The sequence below is a fragment of the Pseudomonas sp. MH9.2 genome (assembly GCF_034353875.1).
GTDB lineage: Bacteria > Pseudomonadota > Gammaproteobacteria > Pseudomonadales > Pseudomonadaceae > Aquipseudomonas.
The window spans coordinates 1,177,042-1,201,628 of the sequence record NZ_CP133784.1; the positions used below are offsets into that span (position 1 = coordinate 1,177,042).

A 24,587-nucleotide genomic window follows, 5' to 3' on the forward strand; every position below is an offset into this window, starting at 1 on the left:
CGCAGCACGGTTTAGTTGTCGGACTCTTCCATGCCCAATCTACGCCCGGGCGACTGGTGCATTTTGCTCATCAGCCGAGCTTCTGCCTGAGTCAGACCGCAAGACTGGGTCAGTTCATCGGCACTCGCACCCATGCCGACCAGTCGTGCTGCCTGGGCAAACGACAGGCTGGAGGGGTCGCGCTGTTCGAGCTGAATCAATTTGTCAGGCAAGGGCCCAACCACCGCGCGCAGTTCGTGCAGGTCTTCACCCATGCGAATGGTGCCGCTCTGGTAGTCATCCAGGCGCCTGGCCAACTCCTTGACCCGCTGATCGCGCAACACGTCATCTTCGGCCTGCTGCGCAACCAATAGCCGCTGGCGTTTGCTGTACGCAAGGAACAGCACCAGTGACAATGCCCAGAGAAGGCCCAGAAAAATGACAGCAGCCTCTAAGATCAATCAGATGTTCTCCAGATCCGACCACTCTTCTTCGGACATCATCTTGTCCAGCTCGACGAGGATCAGTAATTCACCGTTTTTGTTACACACGCCCTGAATGAACTTGGCTGACTCATCATTGCCTACGTTCGGCGCAGTTTCGACTTCGGACTGACGCAGATAAACCACTTCAGCCACGCTATCGACCAGAATCCCGACCACTTGCTTGTCGGCTTCGATGATCACGACGCGGGTGTTGTCGCTGACTTCTACCGGAGCCAGGCCGAAACGCTGACGGGTGTCGATGACAGTCACAACGTTGCCGCGCAGGTTGATGATCCCCAGCACATAGCTTGGCGCGCCTGGCACAGGGGCGATTTCGGTGTAGCGCAGCACTTCCTGAACCTGCATCACGTTGATGCCGTAAGACTCGTTGTCCAGACGGAAGGTAACCCACTGCAGGATAGGATCTTCGGAACCCTGTGCTGACGACCTATTCATACCCTAACCCCTCAAGTGTGTGCTGTGCAGACGGTGCTTTGCACCGCCCTATGATTATTTGATGGTGTGCATTTGCTTGACCGCGCCACTGGCTATCAGCTCGGCCAATTCGGAAACATCCAACAGCGCGCACATATGCTCGATCACTGTGCCCGCCAGCCAGGGACGCTGGCCTCGGTGGGTGCGCCATTTGATTTCGTTCGGGTCCAGGCGTAACGAGCGGCTGACCTGATGCACCGCCAGCCCCCACTCATAGCCTTGAACCGAGATAACGTATTGCAGGCCCTGACGTAAATCGTCGCGGTAACGGTCCGGCATGACCCAGCGTGCGGTATCGAGCACCTTCAGGTTCCCGCTCTGGCTGGGCAGAATGCCAAGAAACCAGTTCGGCTGACCGAACAGCGGCGTCAACTCCTGCCCTTCCAGCGAATAAATCGAGCCCAGACACACCAACGGCACGGCCAGGGTCAGCCCGGCGACATCGAATAACAGGCATTCGAACGGCTCGGCAGCCCATGCCGGCCTACCGTCAGCAGACGATGGCGGCGGCGTGCGATGACCGGCCGCAAGATGCACCTCGACCACAGGCTCAACCAAGGTCACAACCGGAGTCTCAACCGCCTCTAAAACAGGTTCCGGCAGTGCAACATCAGCGATAACGGCAACCGGCGCAGGCGTGGCAACCGCAACCACTGGCGAATTGAGCGCCGCGCGAACCACTGCATCGCGTGCCTGCTCTTCAAGTACCGCCGCCTGGAATTCGTCAAGACTGGAGCTGAGCGTCAGCTCTTCAGTCGCTTCCTGCAGCAAGGCATCCAGATAAGACTGCAGCGCCAATTGTGGCCGTGTTGCTATATCGACAGGGCGGCTCATAAGGGTGCCCATAAACAAGTACCGTAGAAATAACATTCACTGTTTATTGTTATCGGCTGCGCTGGCGCCCGACTTGAATGTGTCCGAGAGTCACGCACCAACACCTCAAGCGACCTGAGCAACAAGTTGCTGGGAAAGCAGGTCTTTGAGCAGCGCCCGATAGGCCACCACGCCACGACTTTTGTTGTCGAACTGCGAGGGCGTCAGCCCGGCCCGGCTGGCATCGCGCAAACGGGTGTCCACTGGCACGTACGCCTTCCAGATGTTTTCCGGGTAGTTGTCGCGCAGCACCCTCAAGGTACTCATGGACGCCTGCGTGCGGCGGTCGAACAAGGTTGGAACAATGGTGTAAGGCAGCGCCTGTTTGCGCGAACGATTGATCATCGCCAGCGTGCTGACCATGCGTTCAAGGCCCTTGACCGCCAGAAATTCGGTTTGCACTGGAATGACTAACTGCTGACTGGCCGCCAAAGCATTGACCATCAACACGCCGAGTAACGGTGGACTGTCGATGATGGCGTAATCAAAATCCTGCCAAAGCTGCGCCAGACTTTTTGCAATCACCAGCCCCAGGCCACTTTGCCCCGGCGACTGACGCTCCAGCACCGCCAGCGCTGTACTCGATGGCAGCAGGGAAATGCGCTCATCGCTGGTCGGCAACAGCAACTGACCGGGCAGACCATCGGGCACGACACCCTTGTGCAGAAACAGGTCATAAGCGCTGTGCTCCAGCGTGTCGGGGTTGTGCCCGAAGTAACTGGTCATGGAACCATGAGGGTCGAGATCGACAACGACCACGCGCTTGCCCGCCTCTGCCAGCAAGCCAGCTAAAGCGATGGAAGAGGTGGTCTTACCGACGCCACCTTTTTGATTGGCTACTGCCCAGACTCTCATTGTGCTTTTCCTCCCGACATGACGCTTGCCATACCGAGAATTGACTATAAGGCGGGTGACGGGGAATTGACGGCGTTCCCACTTACCGGCTGCGTACGGTGGGTCGGTGCAGTTTGTGTGCCAGCACGCTTCAACGCGGCATCCGGTTTTGCATTGGCAGTGCCGGAGCCAGTAAGACTGCGGCGTACCTCGAGATTGCGCGAAATCACCAGCACCACGCGCCGGTTATGGGCGCGCCCCTCGGCCGTGGTATTTGAAGCCACCGGCTGAAACTCGCCGTAACCCACCGATGCCATGCGAGCCGGGTTAACCCCATCCATCGCCAGCATGCGCACGATGCTTGCCGCCCGCGCCGACGACAACTCCCAGTTGGTCGGGTACTGCGCCGTGCGGATCGGCTGGTCATCGGTGAAACCTTCAACGTGCACCGGGTTGTCGAAGGGATGCAAAATCTTCGCGACCTTCTCTATGATATTGAATGCCATGTCACTGGGCATGGCATCGCCGCTACCGAACAACAGACTGGAGTTGAGCTCGATCTCAATCCACAGTTCATTGCCGCGAACCGTCAACTGATTGGACTTGATCAAATCGCCAAAGCCACTGCGCACATCGTTCGAAATCGCCTGCAGCGGGTCAATCGAGCTTGGCGACAAACCCGCATCGACCTCCTCGCTGTCCCGAATCAATGGTTCCGCCGGTCTGACCGTCAGGGGGCGCTCGTTACCGATAGGAATCGGTTTGAGACTGCGCTCGGCATCGCTGAATACACCATTCAAGGCCTCCGACAGAACTTTGTACTTACCCTCGTTGAGCGATGAAATCGAATACATCACCACAAAAAAAGCAAACAACAAGGTGATGAAGTCCGCGTAAGACACCAGCCAACGTTCGTGATTTTCATGCTCTTCGGGACGGCGACGGCGGGCCATGACTATTGCATCACTCCATGAAACCTTGCAGTTTCAATTCGATTGAGCGCGGGTTCTCGCCCTCGGCGATAGACAAAATGCCTTCGAGCAACATTTCGCGATAACGCGACTGACGCAGGGCAATCGCTTTGAGCTTGCTCGCGATCGGCAGCAAAATCAGGTTGGCTGAAGCCACCCCGTAGATAGTCGCGACGAATGCCACGGCAATCCCGCTGCCCAACTGACTTGGCTCGGCGAGGTTGCCCATCACATGAATCAAGCCCATAACCGCGCCGATGATGCCGATGGTCGGCGCGTAGCCACCCATGCTCTCGAAAACCTTGGCCGCCTGAGTATCGCGTGCTTCCTGGGTCATGAAGTCCACTTCCAGAATGCTCCGAATCGCTTCGGGTTCAGCACCGTCGACCAACAACTGCAAGCCTTTGCGCGAATAGGTATCGGGTTCCCCGTCGGCGATGGCTTCAAGCCCGAGCAGCCCTTCCTTGCGTGCAATCAGGCTCCAGTTGACGACACGGTCAATCCCACCCGACAGATCGATGCGTGGCGGGAACAGAATCCAGCCAACAATCTGCAGGGCTCGCATAAAAGAACTCATGGGAGACTGCAGCAGCGAAGCCGCCAGAGTTCCACCCAGTACGATCAAGGCTGCCGGACCATTGAGCAAGGCGCTCAGGTGTCCGCCCTCCAGGAAATTGCCGCCAATAATGGCGACAAACGCCAGGATGATCCCAATCAGGCTCAGCACATCCATCAGAGACAGGCCTCGACCAAATGCTTGCCAATCTCGTCCAGGCTGTACACCGCATCCGCCAGGTCGGCTTTGACGATCGCCATAGGCATGCCGTAAATCACACAGCTTGCCTCATCCTGCGCCCAGATATGGCTACCACCCTGCTTGAGCAGGCGAGCACCCTCGCGACCATCGGCCCCCATACCGGTGAGTACCACCGCCAACACCTTGTCACCGTAGGATTTGGCCGCAGAACCGAAGGTAATATCCACACAGGGTTTGTAATTCAAGCGCTCGTCACCGGGCAGGATCTTCACCGCGCCGCGACCATCGATCATCATTTGCTTGCCGCCAGGGGCCAGCAATGCCAGACCCGGACGCAAAATATCACCGTCTTCGGCTTCTTTGACACTGATCTGACACAGCTTGTCCAGACGCTCGGCGAACGCCTTGGTAAACGCTGCCGGCATGTGCTGAATCAGGACGATAGGTGCAGGGAAGCTGGCGGGCAGTTGCGTTAACACGCGCTGCAATGCCACCGGGCCACCCGTTGATGTACCGATTGCCACCAGCTTGTAGGCTTTGCGCTTTGGAGCAGGCGACGCATGCGCTGGCACGTGCGCCGAGGAAGCGTTTGTCGGCGAGCGTACGGGTACAGCGCGGGGAGTCGTCGACCCGACACTCAAAGCGCTACTGGAAGTTGCGCCCGATGACACAGCCACCTGCGGCGCCGGAGTCGGAGTGCTGTAGCCAGTGAAACGACGGTTGCTGCGCGAAATAGTGTGAATTTTTTCGCACAGCAGCTGTTTGACCTTTTCGGGGTTGCGCGAGATGTCTTCGAAGTTTTTGGGCAAGAAATCGACCGCACCCGCATCCAGCGCATCCAGCGTAACCCGGGCGCCTTCATGGGTCAGCGAGGAGAACATCAAGACCGGTGTCGGAATGCGCTGCATGATGTGACGCACTGCTGTGATGCCATCCATCATTGGCATCTCGTAATCCATGGTAATCACATCGGGTTTCAGCGCCAGCGCTTGCTCGATGGCTTCTTTGCCGTTAGTCGCCGTGCCGACTATCTGGATATTCGGGTCCGCAGAAAGAATTTCCGAGACGCGGCGGCGGAAGAAACCTGAATCATCCACCACCAGGACCTTGACTGCCATAAACACTCCGTTAGGTGCTGCGGGCACCAAAAGCGGCCCGCAGCCCCAGAATCAAATACGCCGTGCAGCGTAACGCTTGAGCATGCTTGGTACATCGAGAATCAAGGCAATTCGACCGTCACCGGTAATGGTGGCGCCTGACATACCCGGTGTTCCCTGCAGCATTTTGCCCAGCGGCTTGATGACGACTTCCTCCTGACCCACCAACTGATCGACGACAAAACCGATACGCTGGGTGCCGACCGACAGGATCACCACATGACCTTCGTGCTGCTCCTCGTGAGCGGCCTTGGCCACCAGCCAACGCTTGAGATAGAACAGAGGCAAAGCCTTGTCGCGCACGATGACCACTTCCTGGCCGTCGACAACGTTGGTCCGCGACAGGTCGAGGTGGAAAATCTCGTTTACGTTGACCAGCGGGAAGGCAAAAGCCTGATTGCCAAGCATCACCATCAGGGTCGGCATGATCGCCAGGGTCAACGGCACCTTGATGACGATCTTCGAACCCTGGCCCTTGGTCGAGTAAATATTGATCGAGCCATTGAGTTGGGCAATTTTGGTTTTCACCACGTCCATGCCCACGCCGCGCCCAGATACGTCGGAAATCTCGGTTTTGGTCGAGAAGCCCGGCGCGAAGATCAGGTTGTAGCAATCGGTTTCGCTCAAGCGATCCGCAGCGTCCTTGTCCATCACCCCGCGTTTCACGGCGATGGCACGTAACACGTTGGCGTCCATGCCCTTGCCGTCATCGGAAATCGACAACAGGATATGGTCACCCTCCTGCTCAGCCGCCAGAATTACCCGACCGCATCGGGCTTTCCCGGATGCTTCGCGTTCTTCCGGGGTTTCGATGCCGTGGTCGACAGCGTTGCGCACCAAGTGGACCAGCGGGTCGGCCAAGGCCTCGACCAGGTTCTTGTCCAGGTCGGTTTCTTCGCCGACCAGCTCCAGATTGATCTCTTTCTTCAGCTGGCGTGCAAGGTCGCGAACCAGTCGTGGGAAGCGGCCAAAGACTTTCTTGATCGGCTGCATGCGGGTTTTCATCACCGCGGTCTGCAGATCAGCCGTGACCACGTCAAGGTTCGACACCGCCTTGGACATGGCTTCGTCGCCACTGTTGAGACCCAGACGAACCAGGCGGTTCCGCACCAACACCAACTCGCCGACCATGTTCATGATTTCGTCGAGGCGTGCGGTGTCGACCCGCACCGTGGTTTCAGCTTCAGACGCCGCGTGCTTCTCCGGTACGGGCGCTTTGGCCGGAGCCTGGGCTGCAGCAACAGCCTTGGCCGGCGCAGGCGCCTTCACCACTGCGGCTTTAGCTACGACAGGTGCAGGGGCAACAGCTGCCACAACGGCTTCAGGCTCAAACTTGCCTTTGCCATGCAGCTCATCAAGCAACGCTTCGAATTCGTGATCGGAGATTTGATCGCCGCCCGCAGCACTGACAGGCGCCTTGGCGACGGCCACTGGAGCCAGTACCCCAGACTCCAGAGCATCGGCTACGAACGAGCCTTTTCCGTGCAACTGATCGAGCAGTGCTTCGAACTCGTCGTCGGTGATCTCATTGCTCGCTGACGCGGTCGCCACAGGCGCAGCCTGAACAGGCACGGCATCGGCGGCGAACTGGCCTTTCCCGTGCAACTGATCGAGCAGCGATTCAAATTCAGCATCACTGATCTCGTCGCTGGCATTGGGGTCAATAGCAGGCATCGCAACTACTGCTGCGGGGGCCGCAGCTGAAGCGGCCGCTTGCGCCTTGACGGCGTTGAGCGAATCGAGCAACTGCTCGAATTCGTTATCGGTGATGTCGCCTGCGGCCTCAGCAGGTGGCTCTTCGACGCTGGCGGGCGCTGCCGCAGCGATCTCATCGGCAGACGCTGGCGCTGCCAAACGTGCTAATGCAGCCAGCAATTCGGGCGTGGCCGGGGTCACGGTAGTGCGCTCACGCACTTCAGTGAACATACCGTTGACCGCATCCAATGCTTCAAGGACCACGTCCATCAACTCCGAGTCGACGCGACGCTCACCCTTGCGCAGGATGTCGAAGACGTTCTCGGCGATGTGGCAGCACTCCACCAGCTCATGGAGCTGGAGGAAGCCGGCGCCCCCTTTTACAGTGTGAAAACCGCGAAAAATTGCATTAAGCAAGTCCGCATCATCAGGTCGGCTTTCCAGCTCGACCAGCTGCTCGGACAATAGCTCGAGAATCTCGCCGGCCTCTACCAGAAAATCCTGAAGGATTTCTTCATCGGCGCCGAAGCTCATTGGGGTGCTCCCTAAAATTAACCATCAACCGACCTAGAAGCCCAGGCTGGATAGCAGATCGTCAACATCATCCTGTCCGGACACAACGTCATCACGCTTATCGGCATGAATCTGCGGACCTTCACCCTGAGACAGATGTTTTTCTTGTTCTTTTTCTACGCGTATCGATTGATGGTCATGTTCGATCCCGGCAAAACGATCGACCTGACTGGCCATCAGTACCAGTTTGAGCAGGTTGCTTTCGACTTCCGTGACCAACTGGGTCACGCGCTTGATGACCTGACCGGTAAGGTCCTGATAATCCTGAGCCAGCAAAATATCGTTGAGGTGGCCCGACACTTCCCGGGTTTCCTTTTCGCTGCGCGTCAAAAAACCATCGACACGCCGAGCCAGCTCACGAAATTCTTCGGCGCCGATTTCGCGACGCATGAAGCGTCCCCAATCGACACTCAAAGCAGCAGCCTCAGTGCCAAGCCCACCCACCAGCGGTGTACTGAGCTCCACCAGATCCATCGTGCGGTTGGCCGCTGCCTCGGTCAGCCTGACCACATAGGACAGCCGCTCGGTAGCATCATTGATCTGCGAGACTTCCTCGGCTTGCGGCGTGTTCGGGTCAATCTGAAAATTGACGATGGCACTGTGCAGTTCGCGAGTAAGTTTGCCGACTTCCTGATACAGGCCGCTGTCGCGGGCCTTATTAAGCTCATTGATCAGTTGCGCAGCGTCGCCGAACCGGCCCTTTTCAAGGCTATCGACCAACTCGTGTGCGTGTTTTTTCAGGGTCGACTCAAAGTCGCCCGATGACGAATCTGTGTGCTCCATAGAGCCCTCGCGGCAAACATCAGCTATTGACGCGCTCGAAGATCTTTTCGATCTTTTCTTTCAGCACTTGAGCCGTGAAGGGCTTGACCACGTAACCGTTCACACCGGCCTGAGCAGCTTCGATGATCTGATCACGCTTGGCTTCAGCCGTTACCATCAACACCGGTAGATGCTTGAGGCGTTCATCTGCACGCACATGGCGTAACAGATCGATGCCGGACATGCCAGGCATGTTCCAGTCAGTCACCAAAAAATCGAAGCTCCCGCTTTGCAGCATCGGCAGCGCGGTAACCCCGTCATCCGCCTCAGCCGTATTGGTAAACCCCAAGTCACGCAACAGGTTTTTTATGATCCGCCGCATCGTTGAGAAGTCATCAACGATGAGGATTTTCATGTTCTTGTTCAATTCGACCTCCAAGCAGTCTTTAACGCATTCAGCACCTGAATACGCTGTTCAATCAAAAACCGGCGCAGCACACAACGGCTGCACGAAAACGACGACGAGCTTGGTAAATCAACAGGTCGGGAAACGGGCACAGCAGGTCTTACAGGACCCTGACTGACCGGCTCCTGCCTAGTCCTATTTTCTTCGCACGCAACGCTTTGCACAGCCAGCCTGCAGATAGCGCGAAACCACCAAGGGCCACGCACTGCCTGTCAACGCGCTCGCCATTCCCCCAAACGCCCTCGCAAACGAGCTGCGCACTGGCTGTGTAACTGGCTGACCCGCGACTCGCTGACCCCCAATACCTCACCAATTTCCTTAAGGTTCAGCTCCTCGTCGTAGTACAGCGCCAATACCAGTCGCTCGCGCTCTGGCAAATTGGCTATCGCATCTGCTAACGCAGCCTGGAAGCGTTCATCTTCCAGATCGCGCGACGGCTCAAGGTGAGCGCTTGCGCCATCCTCGTGCAGCCCTTCATGTTCGCCGTCCTGCAACAGATCGTCGAAACTGAATAGCCGACTGCCCAAGGTGTCATTCAAAATCCCGTAATAATCATCGAGACTCAATTGGAGTTCGGCCGCAACCTCGTGATCTTTAGCGTCACGACCGGTTTTAGCTTCAATTGCCCGAATTGCGTCACTGACCATGCGTGTATTGCGATGCACAGAACGCGGGGCCCAATCACCCTTGCGCACCTCATCGAGCATGGCGCCACGAATACGAATCCCGGCATAGGTCTCGAAACTCGCACCCTTGGTGGCGTCGTATTTAGTCGAGACTTCCAACAAACCAATCATGCCAGCCTGGATCAGGTCTTCGACCTGCACACTGGCTGGCAACCGCGCCAGCAGGTGATAAGCAATGCGTTTAACCAGCGGCGCATAACGCTCGATCAGCTCGTACTGGGAGTCTTTTGACACCTTGCTGTACATGCGATAGCCGCTGGCTGTCATAGCACCGGTCCTGCACTCGCTGGATGTACGAGCCGCTCAACGAAAAATTCCAGATGCCCGCGCGGGTTGGCCGGCAACGGCCAAGTGTCAACTTTCTGTGCGATAGCTTTGAACGCTAGGGAGCACTTGGAACGCGGGAACGCTTCATATACGGCGCGCTGCTTCTGCACGGCTTTACGTACGCATTCGTCATAAGGCACGGCGCCGACGTATTGTAGGGCGACATCCAGGAAGCGGTCAGTGACCTTGGTCAACTTGGCGAACAGATTGCGGCCTTCCTGAGGGCTTTGTGCCATGTTGGCAAGCACCCGGAAGCGGTTCATCCCGTAATCGCGGTTGAGCAGTTTGATCAGCGCGTAAGCATCGGTGATCGAGGTCGGCTCATCACACACCACCAGCAATACTTCCTGGGCCGCGCGCACGAAGCTGACGACCGATTCACCGATGCCCGCAGCCGTGTCGATCACCAGTACATCGAGGTTATCGCCGATGTCGCTGAAGGCCTGGATCAGACCGGCATGTTGTGCTGCCGTCAGGTGAACCATGCTTTGGGTGCCGGACGCAGCCGGCACGATACGAATCCCGCCCGGCCCCTGAAGCAGCACATCGCGAAGCTCGCAGCGTCCTTCGATAACGTCGGCGAGGGTGCGTTTGGGGGTCAAGCCGAGTAACACATCGACATTAGCCAGACCCAGGTCGGCATCCAGCAGCATGACGCGCCGACCGAGCTCAGCCAGAGCCAGTGATAAGTTCACTGACACGTTGGTCTTGCCGACGCCACCTTTGCCACCGGTCACCGCGATAACCTGTACGGGATGCATGCTGCCCATGTTATTTCTTTACCTTGTGTTGCTTAGACCGAGGCCACATTACTGACTGCAAGTTCGTTGAGAGAACAAAGCAAGGCAGACCATGATGTAGGTACATTCCAGTGTCTTGCTTTACCCAACCCTTTTGTTCGGGCTGTGATAAAGATCCGCGAACATATCCGCCATAGCTTCCTCGCTCGGCTCTTCCTGCATTTGCACACTGACCGCTCGACTCACCAATTGGTGCCGGCGCGGCAAGTGCAAATCATCCGGTATCCGTGGCCCATCCGTCAGATAGGCCACCGGTAATTCATGACTGATTGCCAGGCTTAACACTTCACCCAAGCTGGCGGTTTCATCCAGTTTGGTGAGAATGCAGCCGGCTAGACCGCAACGTTTGTAGCTGTGGTATGCCGCGGTCAGAACCTGTTTCTGGCTGGTTGTTGCCAGCACCAGATAATTACGCGCCTTGATACCACGACCTGCGAGGCTTTCCAGTTGCAGGCGCAGTGCTGGATCGCTTGCCTGCAGGCCGGCGGTGTCGATCAAGACCACGCGCTTGCGTACCAATGGCTCCAACGCCTGACCAAGCGACTGGCCCGGGTCGATATGAGTGACCGGCACATTGAGAATACGGCCCAGGGTTTTCAGCTGTTCCTGGGCGCCAATCCGATAGCTATCCATGCTCACCAGTGCAATATTTTGTGGACCATATTTCAAGACATACCGTGCTGCCAGTTTCGCCAGCGTCGTGGTCTTGCCCATCCCTGCCGGACCGACCATGGCGATCACGCCGCCCTCCTCCAGAGGTTCGACGTCGGGCGTCACGATCATCCGCGCCAAGTGGGCCAGTAACATGCGCCACGCCTGACGGGGTTCTTCAATATCGGTGATCATCGCCAACAGGTCCCGCGACAACGGACCCGACAGACCAATGCGTTGCAGGCGACGCCACAGGTTGGCTTGCTGCGGACGGCTGCCTTGCAGTTGATTCCAGGCCAACGAACCGAGTTGCACTTCGAGCAGTTCGCGCAGACCGTTCAACTCAAAACGCATGGACTCATAAGCATGCTGCCCAGCGACGGGCTCAACGGCAGTGGCCGGAGCGGCTGGACGCGGCGGCTCGCTGAAGGTCGGCTCAATGTGCGAGTCGCCAGCGGTCAACGGCAGGCCGGAATAAAGCTGGCGATTGATCGATGAATCGCTATCGCCACGGGTGCCGAGTTCAGCCTGAGCAGAGACGATGCGAGATTGGGTTTTGCGCAGTTCGTCTTCGAGTTCAATGTTCGGCACACGCGGTGCCAGCGCGGAAAGTTTGTAATCCAGGGCAGCAGTCAGCTCTACACCACCGGCAATCCGCCGGTTGCCAATGATGGCGGCATCAGCGCCCAATTCATCACGGACCAATTTCATGGCTTGACGCATGTCGGCGGCGAAAAAACGCTTAACTTGCATGACTCACTACCTCAGCCGTTGGGCCCGACAGTCGCGACGATTGTGACTTGCTTATTGTCAGGAATTTCCTGATACGCCAGAACATGCATGTTCGGTACAGCCAACCGTCCAAATCGTGACAGCATGGCGCGAACCGGGCCTGCGACTAACAAAATCACTGGCTGCCCCTGCATTTCCTGGCGCTGAGCAGCATCAATCAACGAACGCTGGAGCTTTTCAGCCATGCTCGGCTCGAGAAGAACGCCCTCTTCCTGACCCTGACCAGCCTTCTGAAGACTATTTAGCAATATTTGTTCCAATCTTGGCTCAAGGGTAATGACAGGCAGCTCCGGCTCAGCCCCTACAATGCTTTGGACGATAGCGCGACACAGTCCGACGCGCACCGCTGCGACCAGCGCGGCAGTATCTTGACTCCGAGGTGCAGCGTTAGCGATGGCTTCGGCAATGCTGCGGATATCCCTGACAGGGACGTGTTCAGCCAGCAACGCCTGCAACACCTTGAGCAATGCCGAGAGCGAAAGAACACCTGGTACCAGCTCTTCGGCCAGTTTGGGCGAGCTTTTGGCCAATAACTGCATCAATTGCTGCACTTCTTCATGGCCAATCAGCTCATGAGAATGCTTGTACAGAATCTGATTGAGGTGAGTCGCCACCACTGTGCTGGCATCCACCACGGTGTAACCGAGCGATTGCGCCTGACTGCGCAGGCTGACTTCGATCCACACTGCCTCCAGACCGAACGCTGGGTCCTTGGCGGTGATCCCGTTGAGCGTACCAAAGACCTGACCCGGATTGATCGCCAGTTCGCGATCAGGGTAAATCTCGGCCTCAGCCAGGGTGACGCCCATCAGTGTCAGACGATAGGCGCTGGGCGCCAGATCAAGGTTGTCGCGGATATGCACGGTCGGCATCAAAAAGCCCAACTCTTGGGAAAGCTTTTTACGCACGCCCTTGATCCGTGCCAGGAGCTGACCGCCTTGATTGCGATCCACCAACGGAATCAAGCGGTAGCCTACTTCCAGGCCGATCATGTCGATGGCTGTGACATCATCCCAACCCAGTTCTTTCGAGTCCTGAGCTCGCGTTGGCGAAGGCAAGAGATCCTGCTGGCGCTGGACCTCTTGCAACGCATTGACCTTGACCATGCTCTGCTTTTTCCAAAGCAGATAAGCAACTCCAGCGGCCACCAGCCCCAGACTGATAAAGGACAAGTGGGGCATGCCCGGCACTAACCCCATGACTATCATCAAGCCCGCGGCCACCGCCAGCGCCTTGGGCGAGGCGAACATCTGCCGATTGATCTGTTTGCCCATCTCTTCCGAGCCGGACGCACGGGTCACCATGATTGCCGCGGCGGTGGACAGCAGCAGTGATGGCAATTGCGCCACCAAACCGTCACCAATGGTCAACAGCGCGTAAACCTTGCCGGCATCGGCAAAGGACATGTTGTGCTGGAAAATACCGACAGCCACGCCGCCAATCAGGTTGATGAACAAAATCAGCAGCCCGGCAATCGCATCGCCGCGCACGAATTTACTGGCGCCGTCCATCGAACCGTAGAACTCGGCTTCCTGGGCGACTTCCAGTCGACGATGTTTTGCCTGGGGCTGATCGATCAGGCCTGCGTTGAGGTCTGCGTCGATAGCCATCTGCTTGCCGGGCATCGCGTCGAGGGTAAAGCGGGCACTTACTTCGGAAATCCGCCCGGCACCCTTGGTCACAACAACAAAGTTGATGATCATCAAAATCGCGAAAACTACGATACCCACCACGTAATTACCGCCGATCACCACCTCACCAAAGGCCTGGATCACCTTACCGGCGGCAGCGTGACCGTCTTGACCGTGAAGCATGACCACCCGGGTCGACGCCACGTTCAGCGCCAGCCGCAACAACGTGGCAACCAGCAAAATGGTGGGGAATACAGAGAAGTCCAGTGGCCGCAGGGCGTACACGCAAACCAGCAGGACGACGATCGACAGCGCGATGTTGAACGTGAAAAACACATCGAGCAGGAATGGCGGCATCGGCAACATCATCATTGCCAACATGACCAACAGCAGCAACGGTACACCCAGCTGCCCACGACCCAGGCCCAGCAGGTTGCTGCGTGCAGCGTTGATTAATTGAGAGCGATCCACCAATTCTTTTCCTGCCTGCTAAATCAAACTTTTGACGCCATCAAGCGACGTAGCAAGGTCAGTGCAAGAAGCTTTCCAACTATGGGTTTGTTGCGCAAACTTGTACGCAGGCTCATGAATCACGTCGCAAATCGCCTGGGATAGGCATATCGCCCAATGGGTCCGGGCGCTTGCCCTTGCCTGCGCGATGCTGGCGGATTTGATAGACGTATGCCAATACCTGCGCTACTGCGAGGTACAGGCCAGCAGGAATTTCCTGATCCAGATCGGTGGAGTAATAAATCGAACGCGCCAAAGCCGGTGATTCAAGGAGGAGTATGTTGTGCTCGGCGCCGATTTCCCGAATCTTCAACGCCAGAAAATCACTGCCCTTGGCCAGCAACATCGGCGCCCCACCTTGCTCTGGATCATATTTGAGCGCCACGGCAAAGTGCGTCGGGTTGGTGATGATCACGTCGGCATCAGGGATCTTCGCCATCATTCGTCGCTGTGACATTTCACGCTGCAACTGACGAATCCGCTGTTTGACCTCTGGCCGCCCATCACTGTCTCGGTGCTCGTCACGCACCTCCTGCTTCGTCATCAACAGCTTTTTATGGCTTTCCCAGAGCTGAAACGGTACATCCACCGCAGCGATAATGATCAACCCACACGCCATCCATAACGCACTCCAGCCCACCACCTGCACACTGTGGACGATCGCCAACTCCAATGGCTCATGGGCGATGGAGACCAGATCCCCCCGGTCCTTGGACAGCACCACCAACGCCACCATCAGGATGATGAAAAACTTGGCAAACGCTTTGACCAGCTCGACCAATGCCTGAACGGAAAACATGCGCTTGATCCCGGAAAGCGGATTCATTCGACTGAACTTGGGCACCATCGTGTCAGTAGAAAACAGCCAGCCTCCCAGCGAGATGGGGCCGATGAGCGCCGCCAGAACCATGATCAGCATCAGCGGCTGGATGGCAACCAGCGCCGCTTTGCCGGCGTTGAGAAAATACAGGCCCATATAATGGTCATCCATGATCACTTCACGCGAAAGCGTGAAATTGACCCGCATCAACCCGAGCATCATTTCCGCCAGCTGGCCACCAAACGCCAGCAATCCGCCTGCACCCGCCATCATGATGACCAGTGTATTCAGTTCTTTGGAGCGGGCCGTCTCACCCTTGTCACGCGATTCCTTGAGCCGTTTGGACGTGGGGTCTTCTGTTTTGTCCTGGCCATTCTCGTTCTCAGCCATCTCAGCGGGCCCTGACCAGACTGCGTAGCAACTGCAAGGCTTCCACCGCCAGCGGTTGATACTGATTGAGAATATCGCCGAGAGTGATCCACAGAATCACCATGCCCAGCACCAACGTAAGCGGAAAGCCAATTGAGAAGATATTCAACTGCGGCGCAGCACGCGTCATGACCCCAAATGCAACGTTCACCACCAGCAACGCAGTAACGGCCGGCAAGACCAGCAGCAAGCCGGCGCCCAATACCCAGCCCATACGACCAACCAGTTCCCAAATGTGCGTGAGATCCAGCCCACTGCCGACAGGCAACGTGGTAAAGCTCTCCACCAGTACTTCGAAGACCACCAAATGGCCATTCATGGACAGAAACAGCAAGGTCACCAGCATGGTAAAAAACTGCCCGACCACCGCCACTGATACACCGTTGGTCGGGTCAACCATCGACGCGAAGCTCATGCCCATTTGCGTCGCAACAATCTGCCCGGCGATAACGAACGCCTGAAAAAACAATTGCAGGGACAAGCCCAGCATTGCACCGATGATGATCTGCTCACCAATCAGCAGTAGCGCGCTCAAATCCAGCGCATGGACCTCGGGAATCGGCGGAAGACCGGGGGCAATCACGACGGTAATCGCCACCGAGAAATACAGACGCACACGCTTTGGCACCAGCGTCGTGCCAAAGATCGGCATGGTCATCAGGACCGCCGCGACCCGGAACAACGGCAGCATGAAACTCGCTACCCACGTCCCGATCTGCGCGTCAGTCAGGGCAAGCACGGAGGGCACGTTGCTAACCGATCAACTGCGGAATACTGCCGTACAGCGACAGGATGTACTCCATGAACACCCGAACCAGCCAGGGCCCCACGACGATCAGGGTGATCAGCATCACCAATAGACGGGGCAGAAAGCTCAACGTCTGCTCGTTAATCTGCGTCGCAGCCTGAAACATGGCGACCAACAACCCCACGATCAGACTGGGCACCACCAGTATGGCGACCATCATCGTGGTCAACCATAACGCCTCGCGAAACAGGTCGACAGCGACTTCAGGCGTCATTGCGCACGCTCCCCGTCAGTCATGGCGAGACCCCGCCAAAGCTGCTCGCCAGGGTGCCGATGATCAGGGCCCAACCGTCCACCAGTACAAACAGCATGATCTTGAACGGCAGAGAGATAATCAGCGGCGACAGCATCATCATGCCCATCGCCATCAATACACTGGCAACCACCAGGTCGATAATCAGGAACGGGATGAAGATCATGAACCCGATCTGGAACGCGGTTTTAAGTTCCGAGGTCACGAATGCCGGAACCAGGATCGTCAGCGGCGCCTGATCAGGACTGGAAATATCGGTGCGTTTGGAGAGTCGCATGAACAAATCCAGATCGCTCTGTCGAGTCTGCGCCAGCATAAAGTCCTTGATGGGCACCTCAGCCTTGAGCACTGCGTCCTGCGCGGTAAGTTTTTCACTCAGATAGGGCTGCAATGCATCCTGGTTCACCCGGTCAAACACGGGCGCCATAATGAACATCGTCAAGAACAGCGCCATGCCGGTGAGTATCTGGTTCGACGGCGTCTGCTGCAAACCCAGGGCCTGACGCAAAATCGAAAAAACGATGATGATCCGGGTAAAGCTGGTCATCAGCATGACGAATGCAGGGATGAAACTCAGCGCCGTCATGATCAACAGGATCTGCAGGCTGACCGAATATTCCTGTTGACCGTTGGCACCGCTGGACAATGTGATCGCAGGTATCGACAGTGGATCAGCCGCGAATACCAAGGGCGCCGCCAGCACCAGCAGCAACGTCAAGATTATGCGCAACGCACCCATTACTTCTTATCCTTATAATCCTTGCCCAGCAGCTCCATCAGACGCTGGGCAAACTCCGGTGTTGCCTGCGAAGCGGCGGGCACTTGTAGCGGCTCTTTGAGCACATGCAAGGGCGTGATGCGTCCCGGCGTAATCCCGAGCAAAATCTGCTCGCTACCCACTTGCACCAGCACCAGCCGGTCTCGCGGACCCAGTGCGCGCGAACCCAGCAGCTCGATGAGTTGGCCGTTGCGCGGGCCGGCACCCTGCGCTCGGCGTAGCAGCCAGGCCAACCCGAAGATCAGGCCAATCACCAGCAACAGACCCAATACCAATTGCATCAATTGACCGCCCACCCCACCGCCCAGCGCACTGCTGACTTGCGGCGCAGCAGCCTGCACGGCAGGCTCCGCAGCCATCGCGCTTAAAGGCAAGACGAGCATCACACCGAGGAGCCTATTCATTCAACGCAACTTCTTGATGCGTTCACTTGGGCTGATAACGTCAGTCAGACGAATGCCGAACTTTTCGTTGACCACAACCACTTCACCGTGAGCAATCAGCGTGCCGTTGACCAGCACGTCCAGCGGTTCTCCAGCCAACCGGTCGAGTTCGATCACCGAACCCTGGTTAAGCTGTAACAGGTTGCGAATATTGATATCAGTACTGCCCACTTCCATGGAAATCGATACCGGAATATCCAGAATCACATCCAGGTTTGGACCCTCCAGGGTCACGGCCGCATTGTTCTTCGGCACGCTGCCAAACTCTTCCATTTGCAAGCGACTGGCAGAGGAGTTACCGGTATCGGCTGAAAGCAGAGCGTCGATGTCATCCTGGCTGGCATCGCCGGATTCACCCAGCGCGGCTGCCCATTCATCGGCCAATGCCTGATCTTCAGCAGACGTTATTTCGTTTTCATCAGCCATCAGTTGTCCTCGGCGGGCATTGATTCGTTAACACATCACATTTATTCACGCTGACGGCAAAGGTCAGCGACGTTCAATTGGTTCGATAACTTGCAGCGCCAGATGCCCCTTGTGGGAGCCCAGCTTGACCTTGAACGACGGCACGCCATTGGCACGCATGATCAGCTCTTCAGGCAATTCCACTGGAATCACGTCACCCGGCTGCATGTGCAGAATGTCGCGCAGGCGCAATTGACGGCGAGCGACGACGGCACTCAGTGGCACAGCGACATCCAGCAGGTCCTCGCGCAAGGCTTTGCTCCAACGCTCATCTTGGTCATCCAGGTCGGACTGGAAACCGGCATCGAGCATTTCGCGTACCGGCTCAATCATCGAGTAAGGCATGGTCACGTGCAGGTCGCCGCCACCGCCGTCGAGCTCGATATGGAACGTCGAGACTACAACCGCTTCGCTGGGGCCGACGATGTTGGCCATGGCCGGGTTCACTTCAGAGTTGATGTACTCGAAGCTCACTTCCATGATCGCCTGCCAGGCTTCTTTCAAATCGATGAATGCTTGCTCGAGCACCATGCGCACCACGCGCAATTCGGTTGGCGTGAACTCACGACCCTCGATCTTGGCGTGCCGCCCGTCACCACCGAAAAAGTTGTCCACCAGCTTGAACACCAGCTTGGCGTCCAGAATGAACAACGCAGTGCCGCGCAACGGCTTCATCTTGACCAGATTGAGACTGGTCGGTACGTACAGTGAGTGCACGTACTCACCAAATTTCATGACCTGCACACCGCCCACCGCCACATCCGCAGAACGGCGCAACATGTTGAACATACTGATACGGGTATACCGGGCGAAACGCTCGTTGATCATCTCCAGGGTCGGCATCCGCCCTCGGACGATGCGATCCTGACTGGTCAGGTCATAACTTTTGACGCTGCCGGGTTCGGCAACGCTTTCGGTCTGGACCAGACCATCGTCGACACCGTGCAACAGGGCATCGATCTCATCCTGGGACAGCAGGTCTTGCACGGCCATGTCGTGGTCCTACTGCAATACGAAGTTAGTAAAAAGCAATTGTTCAACCACCACCTTGCCAACCTCTTTCTGCGCCACTTCCTGAACGCTGGCGGTGGCCTTCTGACGCAGCATTTCCTGACCGATTGGCGTTGCCAAAGAGTCGAAAGTCTGCCCAGAGAAGAGCATGACCAGGTTGTTGCGGATAACCGGCATATGAACTTTCAGCGCATCCAGATCACCCTGATTACGTGCCAGCAGGGTGATACTGACCTGCATATAACGCTGACGGCCGTTCTGGTTGAAATTGACCACAAAGGCCGGTGTCATAGGCTCGAAAATCGCAGGAGCCTTGACGTTGCTGGCCGCTACGGCTGGCTCAGGTTTACTTTGGGACGAGTGCAAAAAGAACCAAGTGGCGCCAACCGACAAGCCGATCGCAAGCAACAATGCCACGACGATAATGATAATGAGCTTGAATTTGCCTTTCGCTGCGGGGTCTTTTACTGCTTCGGTCTTCGCCATGCCAATAATCCGTCACTATTCGGGGGTTCACCAATGCGTGACAGAGGCAGAGCAAGTGTTATGCCAGATGTGTGACCGGATCGGCGGAGGGGGTTTATTCTGTAGGCGCGATCTCACTCACGAAGGGCTTGAGGCGGCGTGTCGGGCACACCGCCATCACGGCTGAACGCACGGTCGCAAGCCCGCGCCTACCAATAGCGTGTTACAGCATCAAGCGTAGTAATCCACTTCGCTGGAGCCGATGATTTGCATAGGCTGACTGGCAGCCTGCACCACATCATGAATGGACCCGTCATCGAGGCCATTGACTGGATCAGTGCCACCACTCCTCGCGCCGCCACTTCGCTGCCCTTGGCTAGCCTGCTGCTGGTCCTGCCCCTGCCCATTCCAGCCACGGGACTGGTCAGACACATTGACGTCAACCTGGCCCAGTCCCTGCTGAGTAAACGAATCGCGCAGCTTGGACATCTGCGCCTCCAGCGCATCGCGCACACCGACATGGGCACTCATGAACGTAACCTGGGTTTGCTGGTCAGGTGCCATGTTGACGCGGATATTCAGGCGACCCAGCTCCGCCGGCTCCAGCTGAATATCTGCTGACTTCAAGTTCTGACTCGACATATACATGACGCGATCCACGACCCCCTCACTCCAACCGCTCTGATGCATGGCCAATGGCTGGGCCAACGACAAAGGCGAAGCTGCTTCCGCCGCCTTGGGCTGTACTGCCTGACTCAGGGCGGCTAGGCGATTGGCAAAATCATCGACCCGAGTGTCACTGGCCGGAGCTTTGACATTGCTCAAACCGTCTTCAATAAGACCTTTAAAAGCCTTATCGCCCCCCTCAGTACCTGCGCCACCCGCGGACGGTTGATCCGTGATGACCGTCAGGTTATTGGCAATGGCCTGCAAGGGGTCCGCATCGGCTTGAGCGGGAGATGCTTTCGCGACACTCGGAGCAGAGGTAGACGCGGTGGGCACTGGCACTGAGCCTGACGCCTTGGCGCTCTGCTCCAGCGCCATTTGCACGGCAGGCAACCCTGCCAGAGGGTCAGTCGCAGGGTCGAAACCAGCACCAGTGCCAGTGCCAACAGGAACAGGAACAGGAACAGCCGACTGCTGCGTGGCTACCGCTGCACTCACGGCTACCGGCACGACCTGAGGTTCAACGGCCGGAGCGACCGGCACCACAGACTCGGCAGCCGGCTGGACGACCAGCGCCTGCAAGGCCGCCGGATCCAGGGTCGGATCAACGGGGGCAACGTCGCTTAGCGCCGGGTCGGTCGTCTTATCCTTCGGCATATCCTTACCCGTAGCATCCGCTTTTCCGCTGACGTTATCGGCAGGCAAGGATTTGCCGCTATCGGCAACCGCCGAGGTGGAAGCGGCAGATTTATCGCTCACCGCTTGCTTGCCGTTACCTGCATCGGGCTTGTCGTGGACCGCTTTTGTACGGGTGTCATTGCTCACCACAGGCTTGGGCTGGGCATGTTTGGCAAACACTCGAGCAAAGCTGGAAGTGTCTTCCTTGCCCGTCTCAGCAGGTTTTGCCGCACTACTGGCGACAGCTGGCTGGGATTTGGCTACGGCGGCAGCCTGGAGAAGCGGGTGAGTGGCAAGGGGCATGTCAGTCTCCGTACGGGCACAATTGCCAAGTCACCAAGCAAGGGACGGGCCAGCTTCGGCTTATCTCAGCCTTGACCGATAAAACGCTGACGTTCAACGCTGAACAAACGCCGGACCGTGATGAATTCAACGTCGATTTTCCTGAGCAACTCATCGACTCCGGTCAGCTCATTGCACTGAGCACGCTCTTCGAGCTGCTGGCACAGCTCAGCCAACCGAGTAGCCCCCATGTTGCCACTGCTGCCCTTGAGACTATGAGCAGCCATGCCCAGCGCCGGCAAACCAGATGCCTGCGCAGCAAGGGCATGGTGCAACTGCACCAGGCGCTGTTCGGAGTCTTTAAGAAACGTGTCGAGCAAGATGGGATATTCGGCCTCCATCACTTCTTGCAAGCCGCCCAGTACACGGTAATCCAAATGAGTCACTGACACTTGTTCGCTCCTTGATCAAGAATCATTGGATTATGCCAGAGCCCCCCAGGAAAATTCCACGCACGCGGTACGTCCGTCCTGCGACCAATAGGAATGCTCACTCAATTCACGTATCAAGTTGAGGCCTCGCCCTGATAACTCATGAGTCTGCGCCGACAGCGCCAGAACACGATCGACGTCGAATCCAGCACCACTGTCTTCAACGCGTATCGTCAAATGACCACCCTGCCCGCGCGGCACAATCTGCAAATGCAGGCGCACATAACCCTCTTCAAGACTCGCCAAGTGCTCATTGCGCTCCCGGTAGTACTGGGCAAAACCAAGAGCATCGCGCTTTAGTTCCGAGTCGAGACCCAGCACGCCATGCTCCAGGGCGTTGGTGTACAGCTCGGAGAGCACGCTGTACAACGGCCCGCTCAGACTGCGCAGACCATGCACCTCCATCAGCAGCTGCAACAAGTAAGGCAAAGGATTGAAACGCTTGAGCGTCGTGGCGCGATACTCGAAGCTCGCCGACCAGTCCAGCGGGCTGGACTCACCACTGTCCGAATATGTCACCGACGGAGACCCCAGCAGGGCCGGGGCGATCAGGCTGATTTCGACCATGCTTACATCATCCCGCGCCTGCCCTCGAAAGCCGTCCAGGGCACGCTGAATCTCATTGATCAGTTCGTCCGGCTGGCGATTGGCGGCGAACACCGCCTGTAATCGCTCGACACCAAACAATTGATCATCGTTGTCACTGGTGTCGAGTACGCCGTCGGACAACAGGAAAATCCGGTCACCCAAGGCCAGCGGGTGCACTTCGGTCTTGTAATCGAAGCGAGCCGGGTCGAGCACACCCAATGGCAAATGCCGCGACACCAGCGGCGTTCGCTCCCCACTGGCAACGTGATGCAGATAACCATCAGGCAGACCACCGTTCCACACTTCCACTTGCTGCAAGCTGAAGTTCACGCTCAGCAAAGTCGCACAGCAAAACATGTCCACGGGCAAAATGCGTTTGAGCTTCGCATTCATTTCCCGCAAGGTTTGGGTCAGGCCGTACCCCTTGGCGGTCATGCCGTAAAACACTTCAGCCAAGGGCATCGCCCCTACAGCCGCAGGCAAACCATGGCCGGTAAAGTCACCCAATAAAACGTGCATGTTGCCGGCAGGCGTGTACGCAGCCAACAATAGATCGCCGTTGAATAAGGCATAGGGCGATTGCAGGTAGCGAATGTTCGGCGCACTCAGGCAGCCGGAATGCGCCACCTGATCAAATACTGCTTTGGCTACCCGCTGTTCATTAAGCAAATAGCCATGATGCCTGGCGATTTGGTCACGTTGTTCCAAGACCGTTTCCTGCAACCGTCGCAAGCGCTCCATGGCATTGATCTTCGCGGTGAGGATCGCCTCGCTGTAGGGCTTGGCGAGAAAATCGTCGCCCCCTGCGTCAAGGCATCGAACCAACGCCTCGCTTTCGCTCAGCGAGGTGAGAAAAATGATGGGCACCAGCGCTTCGCCTGCCACCTGTTTGATTCGGCGCGCGGCCTCAAAACCGTCCATCACCGGCATCAAAGCATCCATCAGCACCAACTGCGGACGCTCTTTTTCAAACAACGCCAACGCTTCCAGGCCATTGCTGGCGCTGAGCACTGTATGGCCCTGGCGACGGACGATGGTCGTGAGTAGCAAGCGATCACTGGCATTGTCGTCAGCAATAAGCACGCACAGGCTTTCGGGCAGGGTTAGCACACGTCAGCCGATCTGAAACAGTTTTGAGAAATTGGAGATGGTCAGGATGGTGTTCACGTCGGCGTTGCAGTTGATCAGATGGATCTTCGCATCGTCACCGCCGGCATGGTCACGCAGCAGTAACAGCATGCCAAGCGCGGAACTGTCCAGATAACTCGTGCCCTTTAGATCGACAACGAAGCGCCGAGGAGTGCCGGCAGCGTTCTCGTAGGCACCGCGAAAATCTTGATGCGCGGCGAAATCAAAACGCCCTTCGATGAAAATGGTCAGTTCTTGCCCGTCGTGGGAGAGCTCGGTGTTTACGGACATTGGAGGCTTCCTTGGGTTAACACAGACACGGTGTGAAAGATTTAGCATTCTGCTGCGCCAACAGCAACCCGAATGAATTCAATTACCTGCATTAAAATTGATCGTGGCGGGGTAAGCGCTGGGAAAGTTCGTCGAGAAGCTTTTGTTCGCGCTTGTCTTCAAGCTGCCGCGCTTCATCAATGTAGCGCTGAACCAGCTTGCGCAGACCCTCGACCCGCGCATAACACTGCTGCCAGGCACCCCGAGCCTTGTCGAGATTTTCCTGATGCCAGGCAAGGCTCTTCTGTTGCTGGGCCACAGCAGTTTCCAGCTGATTGAGAAAGCTTTGATAATTTATCAGCCACTGCCCCGACACCCCGCGACCGCCTTTGTCGATCCACTGCAACTGATACTCATGGCGAAAACGCTCGAGTTCGGCCAGCTTGGTCTCAGCCAGACTGACCTGTCCCTGGAAGTGCCCCAGGCGCTGAGCCGCTGCGCGCTCTGCCTTTTCGGCCATGTCCACCACCGGCGCCAGGCGTACCGCTCGACTTGAGGCCATGGCTTA

General features: G+C 57.2%; 27 protein-coding genes. All 27 read right to left on the reverse strand.

Going from position 1 to position 24,587, the window contains the following annotated elements; genetic code table 11:
- Positions 1 to 11: 11 nt before the first annotated feature.
- Entirely contained in the window at positions 12 to 440 is a 429-nt protein-coding gene (locus RHM55_RS05385; protein ID WP_322179971.1) for a DUF2802 domain-containing protein, read from the reverse strand.
- The gene (locus RHM55_RS05390) at positions 441 to 920 is read right to left on the reverse strand and encodes a chemotaxis protein CheW (RefSeq protein ID WP_322179973.1); all 480 of its coding nucleotides are present in this window, start codon (positions 918 to 920) and stop codon (positions 441 to 443) included. It lies immediately after the preceding gene.
- A 54-nt stretch (positions 921 to 974) separates the two neighbouring features.
- Positions 975 to 1,793, reverse strand: a complete 819-nt coding sequence (locus tag RHM55_RS05395) for a CheW domain-containing protein (protein ID WP_322179975.1) — start codon at positions 1,791 to 1,793, stop codon at positions 975 to 977.
- A gap of 105 nt (positions 1,794 to 1,898) precedes the next feature.
- Complete coding sequence (locus tag RHM55_RS05400) at positions 1,899 to 2,687, reverse strand: ParA family protein (protein WP_219060466.1); 789 nt, start codon at positions 2,685 to 2,687, stop codon at positions 1,899 to 1,901.
- Positions 2,688 to 2,731: 44 nt separating this feature from the next.
- On the reverse strand, positions 2,732 to 3,619 hold the full coding sequence (motD, locus tag RHM55_RS05405; protein ID WP_322179978.1) for a flagellar motor protein MotD: 888 nt from the start codon (positions 3,617 to 3,619) through the stop codon (positions 2,732 to 2,734).
- A gap of 10 nt (positions 3,620 to 3,629) precedes the next feature.
- Positions 3,630 to 4,370 carry a flagellar motor protein gene (locus tag RHM55_RS05410; RefSeq protein WP_322179980.1) on the reverse strand — a complete coding sequence of 247 codons (741 nt, stop codon included), beginning with the start codon at positions 4,368 to 4,370 and terminating at the stop codon, positions 3,630 to 3,632.
- Positions 4,370 to 5,512: a chemotaxis response regulator protein-glutamate methylesterase gene (locus tag RHM55_RS05415; RefSeq protein WP_322179982.1), complete on the reverse strand. Its 1,143-nt coding sequence runs from the start codon at positions 5,510 to 5,512 to the stop codon at positions 4,370 to 4,372. Before RHM55_RS05415 ends, RHM55_RS05410 begins: the two co-directional genes overlap by 1 nt.
- A 51-nt stretch (positions 5,513 to 5,563) precedes the next feature.
- Complete coding sequence (locus tag RHM55_RS05420; RefSeq protein ID WP_322179984.1) at positions 5,564 to 7,780, reverse strand: chemotaxis protein CheA; 2,217 nt, start codon at positions 7,778 to 7,780, stop codon at positions 5,564 to 5,566.
- Between the two features lie 33 nt (positions 7,781 to 7,813).
- Positions 7,814 to 8,602 carry a protein phosphatase CheZ gene (locus tag RHM55_RS05425; RefSeq protein WP_322179986.1) on the reverse strand — a complete coding sequence of 263 codons (789 nt, stop codon included), beginning with the start codon at positions 8,600 to 8,602 and terminating at the stop codon, positions 7,814 to 7,816.
- Between the two features lie 19 nt (positions 8,603 to 8,621).
- Positions 8,622 to 8,996, reverse strand: a complete 375-nt coding sequence (locus tag RHM55_RS05430) for a chemotaxis response regulator CheY (protein WP_322179988.1) — start codon at positions 8,994 to 8,996, stop codon at positions 8,622 to 8,624.
- Positions 8,997 to 9,259: 263 nt separating this feature from the next.
- On the reverse strand, positions 9,260 to 10,000 hold the full coding sequence (gene fliA / locus RHM55_RS05435; RefSeq protein WP_322179990.1) for an RNA polymerase sigma factor FliA: 741 nt from the start codon (positions 9,998 to 10,000) through the stop codon (positions 9,260 to 9,262).
- Positions 9,997 to 10,830 (reverse strand): flagellar synthesis regulator FleN, encoded by an 834-nt coding sequence (gene fleN, locus RHM55_RS05440; protein WP_322179992.1) that lies wholly within the window; start codon positions 10,828 to 10,830, stop codon positions 9,997 to 9,999. The genes fliA and fleN overlap by 4 nt, the downstream gene beginning before the upstream one ends.
- 111 nt (positions 10,831 to 10,941) lie before the next feature.
- Positions 10,942 to 12,264, reverse strand: coding sequence for a flagellar biosynthesis protein FlhF (gene flhF / locus RHM55_RS05445; RefSeq protein ID WP_322179994.1), 1,323 nt, complete (start codon positions 12,262 to 12,264; stop codon positions 10,942 to 10,944).
- Between the two features lie 11 nt (positions 12,265 to 12,275).
- On the reverse strand, positions 12,276 to 14,405 hold the full coding sequence (gene flhA, locus RHM55_RS05450) for a flagellar biosynthesis protein FlhA (protein WP_322179996.1): 2,130 nt from the start codon (positions 14,403 to 14,405) through the stop codon (positions 12,276 to 12,278).
- Between the two features lie 112 nt (positions 14,406 to 14,517).
- Positions 14,518 to 15,654 carry a flagellar biosynthesis protein FlhB gene (gene flhB, locus RHM55_RS05455; protein WP_322179998.1) on the reverse strand — a complete coding sequence of 379 codons (1,137 nt, stop codon included), beginning with the start codon at positions 15,652 to 15,654 and terminating at the stop codon, positions 14,518 to 14,520.
- Between the two features lies 1 nt (position 15,655).
- Positions 15,656 to 16,384 carry a flagellar biosynthetic protein FliR gene (gene fliR, locus RHM55_RS05460; protein WP_322182750.1) on the reverse strand — a complete coding sequence of 243 codons (729 nt, stop codon included), beginning with the start codon at positions 16,382 to 16,384 and terminating at the stop codon, positions 15,656 to 15,658.
- A gap of 61 nt (positions 16,385 to 16,445) precedes the next feature.
- Complete coding sequence (gene fliQ / locus RHM55_RS05465; RefSeq protein WP_219060453.1) at positions 16,446 to 16,715, reverse strand: flagellar biosynthesis protein FliQ; 270 nt, start codon at positions 16,713 to 16,715, stop codon at positions 16,446 to 16,448.
- A 19-nt stretch (positions 16,716 to 16,734) separates the two neighbouring features.
- Entirely contained in the window at positions 16,735 to 17,493 is a 759-nt protein-coding gene (gene fliP / locus RHM55_RS05470) for a flagellar type III secretion system pore protein FliP (RefSeq protein WP_322180000.1), read from the reverse strand.
- Complete coding sequence (gene fliO / locus RHM55_RS05475; protein ID WP_322180002.1) at positions 17,493 to 17,936, reverse strand: flagellar biosynthetic protein FliO; 444 nt, start codon at positions 17,934 to 17,936, stop codon at positions 17,493 to 17,495. The genes fliP and fliO overlap by 1 nt, the downstream gene beginning before the upstream one ends.
- Positions 17,937 to 18,401, reverse strand: a complete 465-nt coding sequence (gene fliN / locus RHM55_RS05480; RefSeq protein WP_322180004.1) for a flagellar motor switch protein FliN — start codon at positions 18,399 to 18,401, stop codon at positions 17,937 to 17,939.
- A 63-nt stretch (positions 18,402 to 18,464) separates the two neighbouring features.
- Positions 18,465 to 19,433: a flagellar motor switch protein FliM gene (gene fliM, locus RHM55_RS05485; protein ID WP_322180006.1), complete on the reverse strand. Its 969-nt coding sequence runs from the start codon at positions 19,431 to 19,433 to the stop codon at positions 18,465 to 18,467.
- Between the two features lie 9 nt (positions 19,434 to 19,442).
- Positions 19,443 to 19,937: a flagellar basal body-associated protein FliL gene (fliL, locus tag RHM55_RS05490; RefSeq protein WP_322180008.1), complete on the reverse strand. Its 495-nt coding sequence runs from the start codon at positions 19,935 to 19,937 to the stop codon at positions 19,443 to 19,445.
- Positions 19,938 to 20,147: 210 nt separating this feature from the next.
- Positions 20,148 to 21,563, reverse strand: coding sequence for a flagellar hook-length control protein FliK (locus tag RHM55_RS05495; RefSeq protein ID WP_322180010.1), 1,416 nt, complete (start codon positions 21,561 to 21,563; stop codon positions 20,148 to 20,150).
- Between the two features lie 65 nt (positions 21,564 to 21,628).
- Positions 21,629 to 21,943 (reverse strand): Hpt domain-containing protein, encoded by a 315-nt coding sequence (locus RHM55_RS05500; RefSeq protein WP_407074674.1) that lies wholly within the window; start codon positions 21,941 to 21,943, stop codon positions 21,629 to 21,631.
- Between the two features lie 81 nt (positions 21,944 to 22,024).
- Positions 22,025 to 23,731: a fused response regulator/phosphatase gene (locus RHM55_RS05505; RefSeq protein WP_322180014.1), complete on the reverse strand. Its 1,707-nt coding sequence runs from the start codon at positions 23,729 to 23,731 to the stop codon at positions 22,025 to 22,027.
- A gap of 3 nt (positions 23,732 to 23,734) precedes the next feature.
- Positions 23,735 to 24,040, reverse strand: coding sequence for an STAS domain-containing protein (locus RHM55_RS05510; protein ID WP_322180016.1), 306 nt, complete (start codon positions 24,038 to 24,040; stop codon positions 23,735 to 23,737).
- 91 nt (positions 24,041 to 24,131) lie between these two features.
- Positions 24,132 to 24,581 carry a flagellar export protein FliJ gene (fliJ, locus tag RHM55_RS05515; RefSeq protein WP_322180018.1) on the reverse strand — a complete coding sequence of 150 codons (450 nt, stop codon included), beginning with the start codon at positions 24,579 to 24,581 and terminating at the stop codon, positions 24,132 to 24,134.
- Positions 24,582 to 24,587 lie beyond the last annotated feature (6 nt).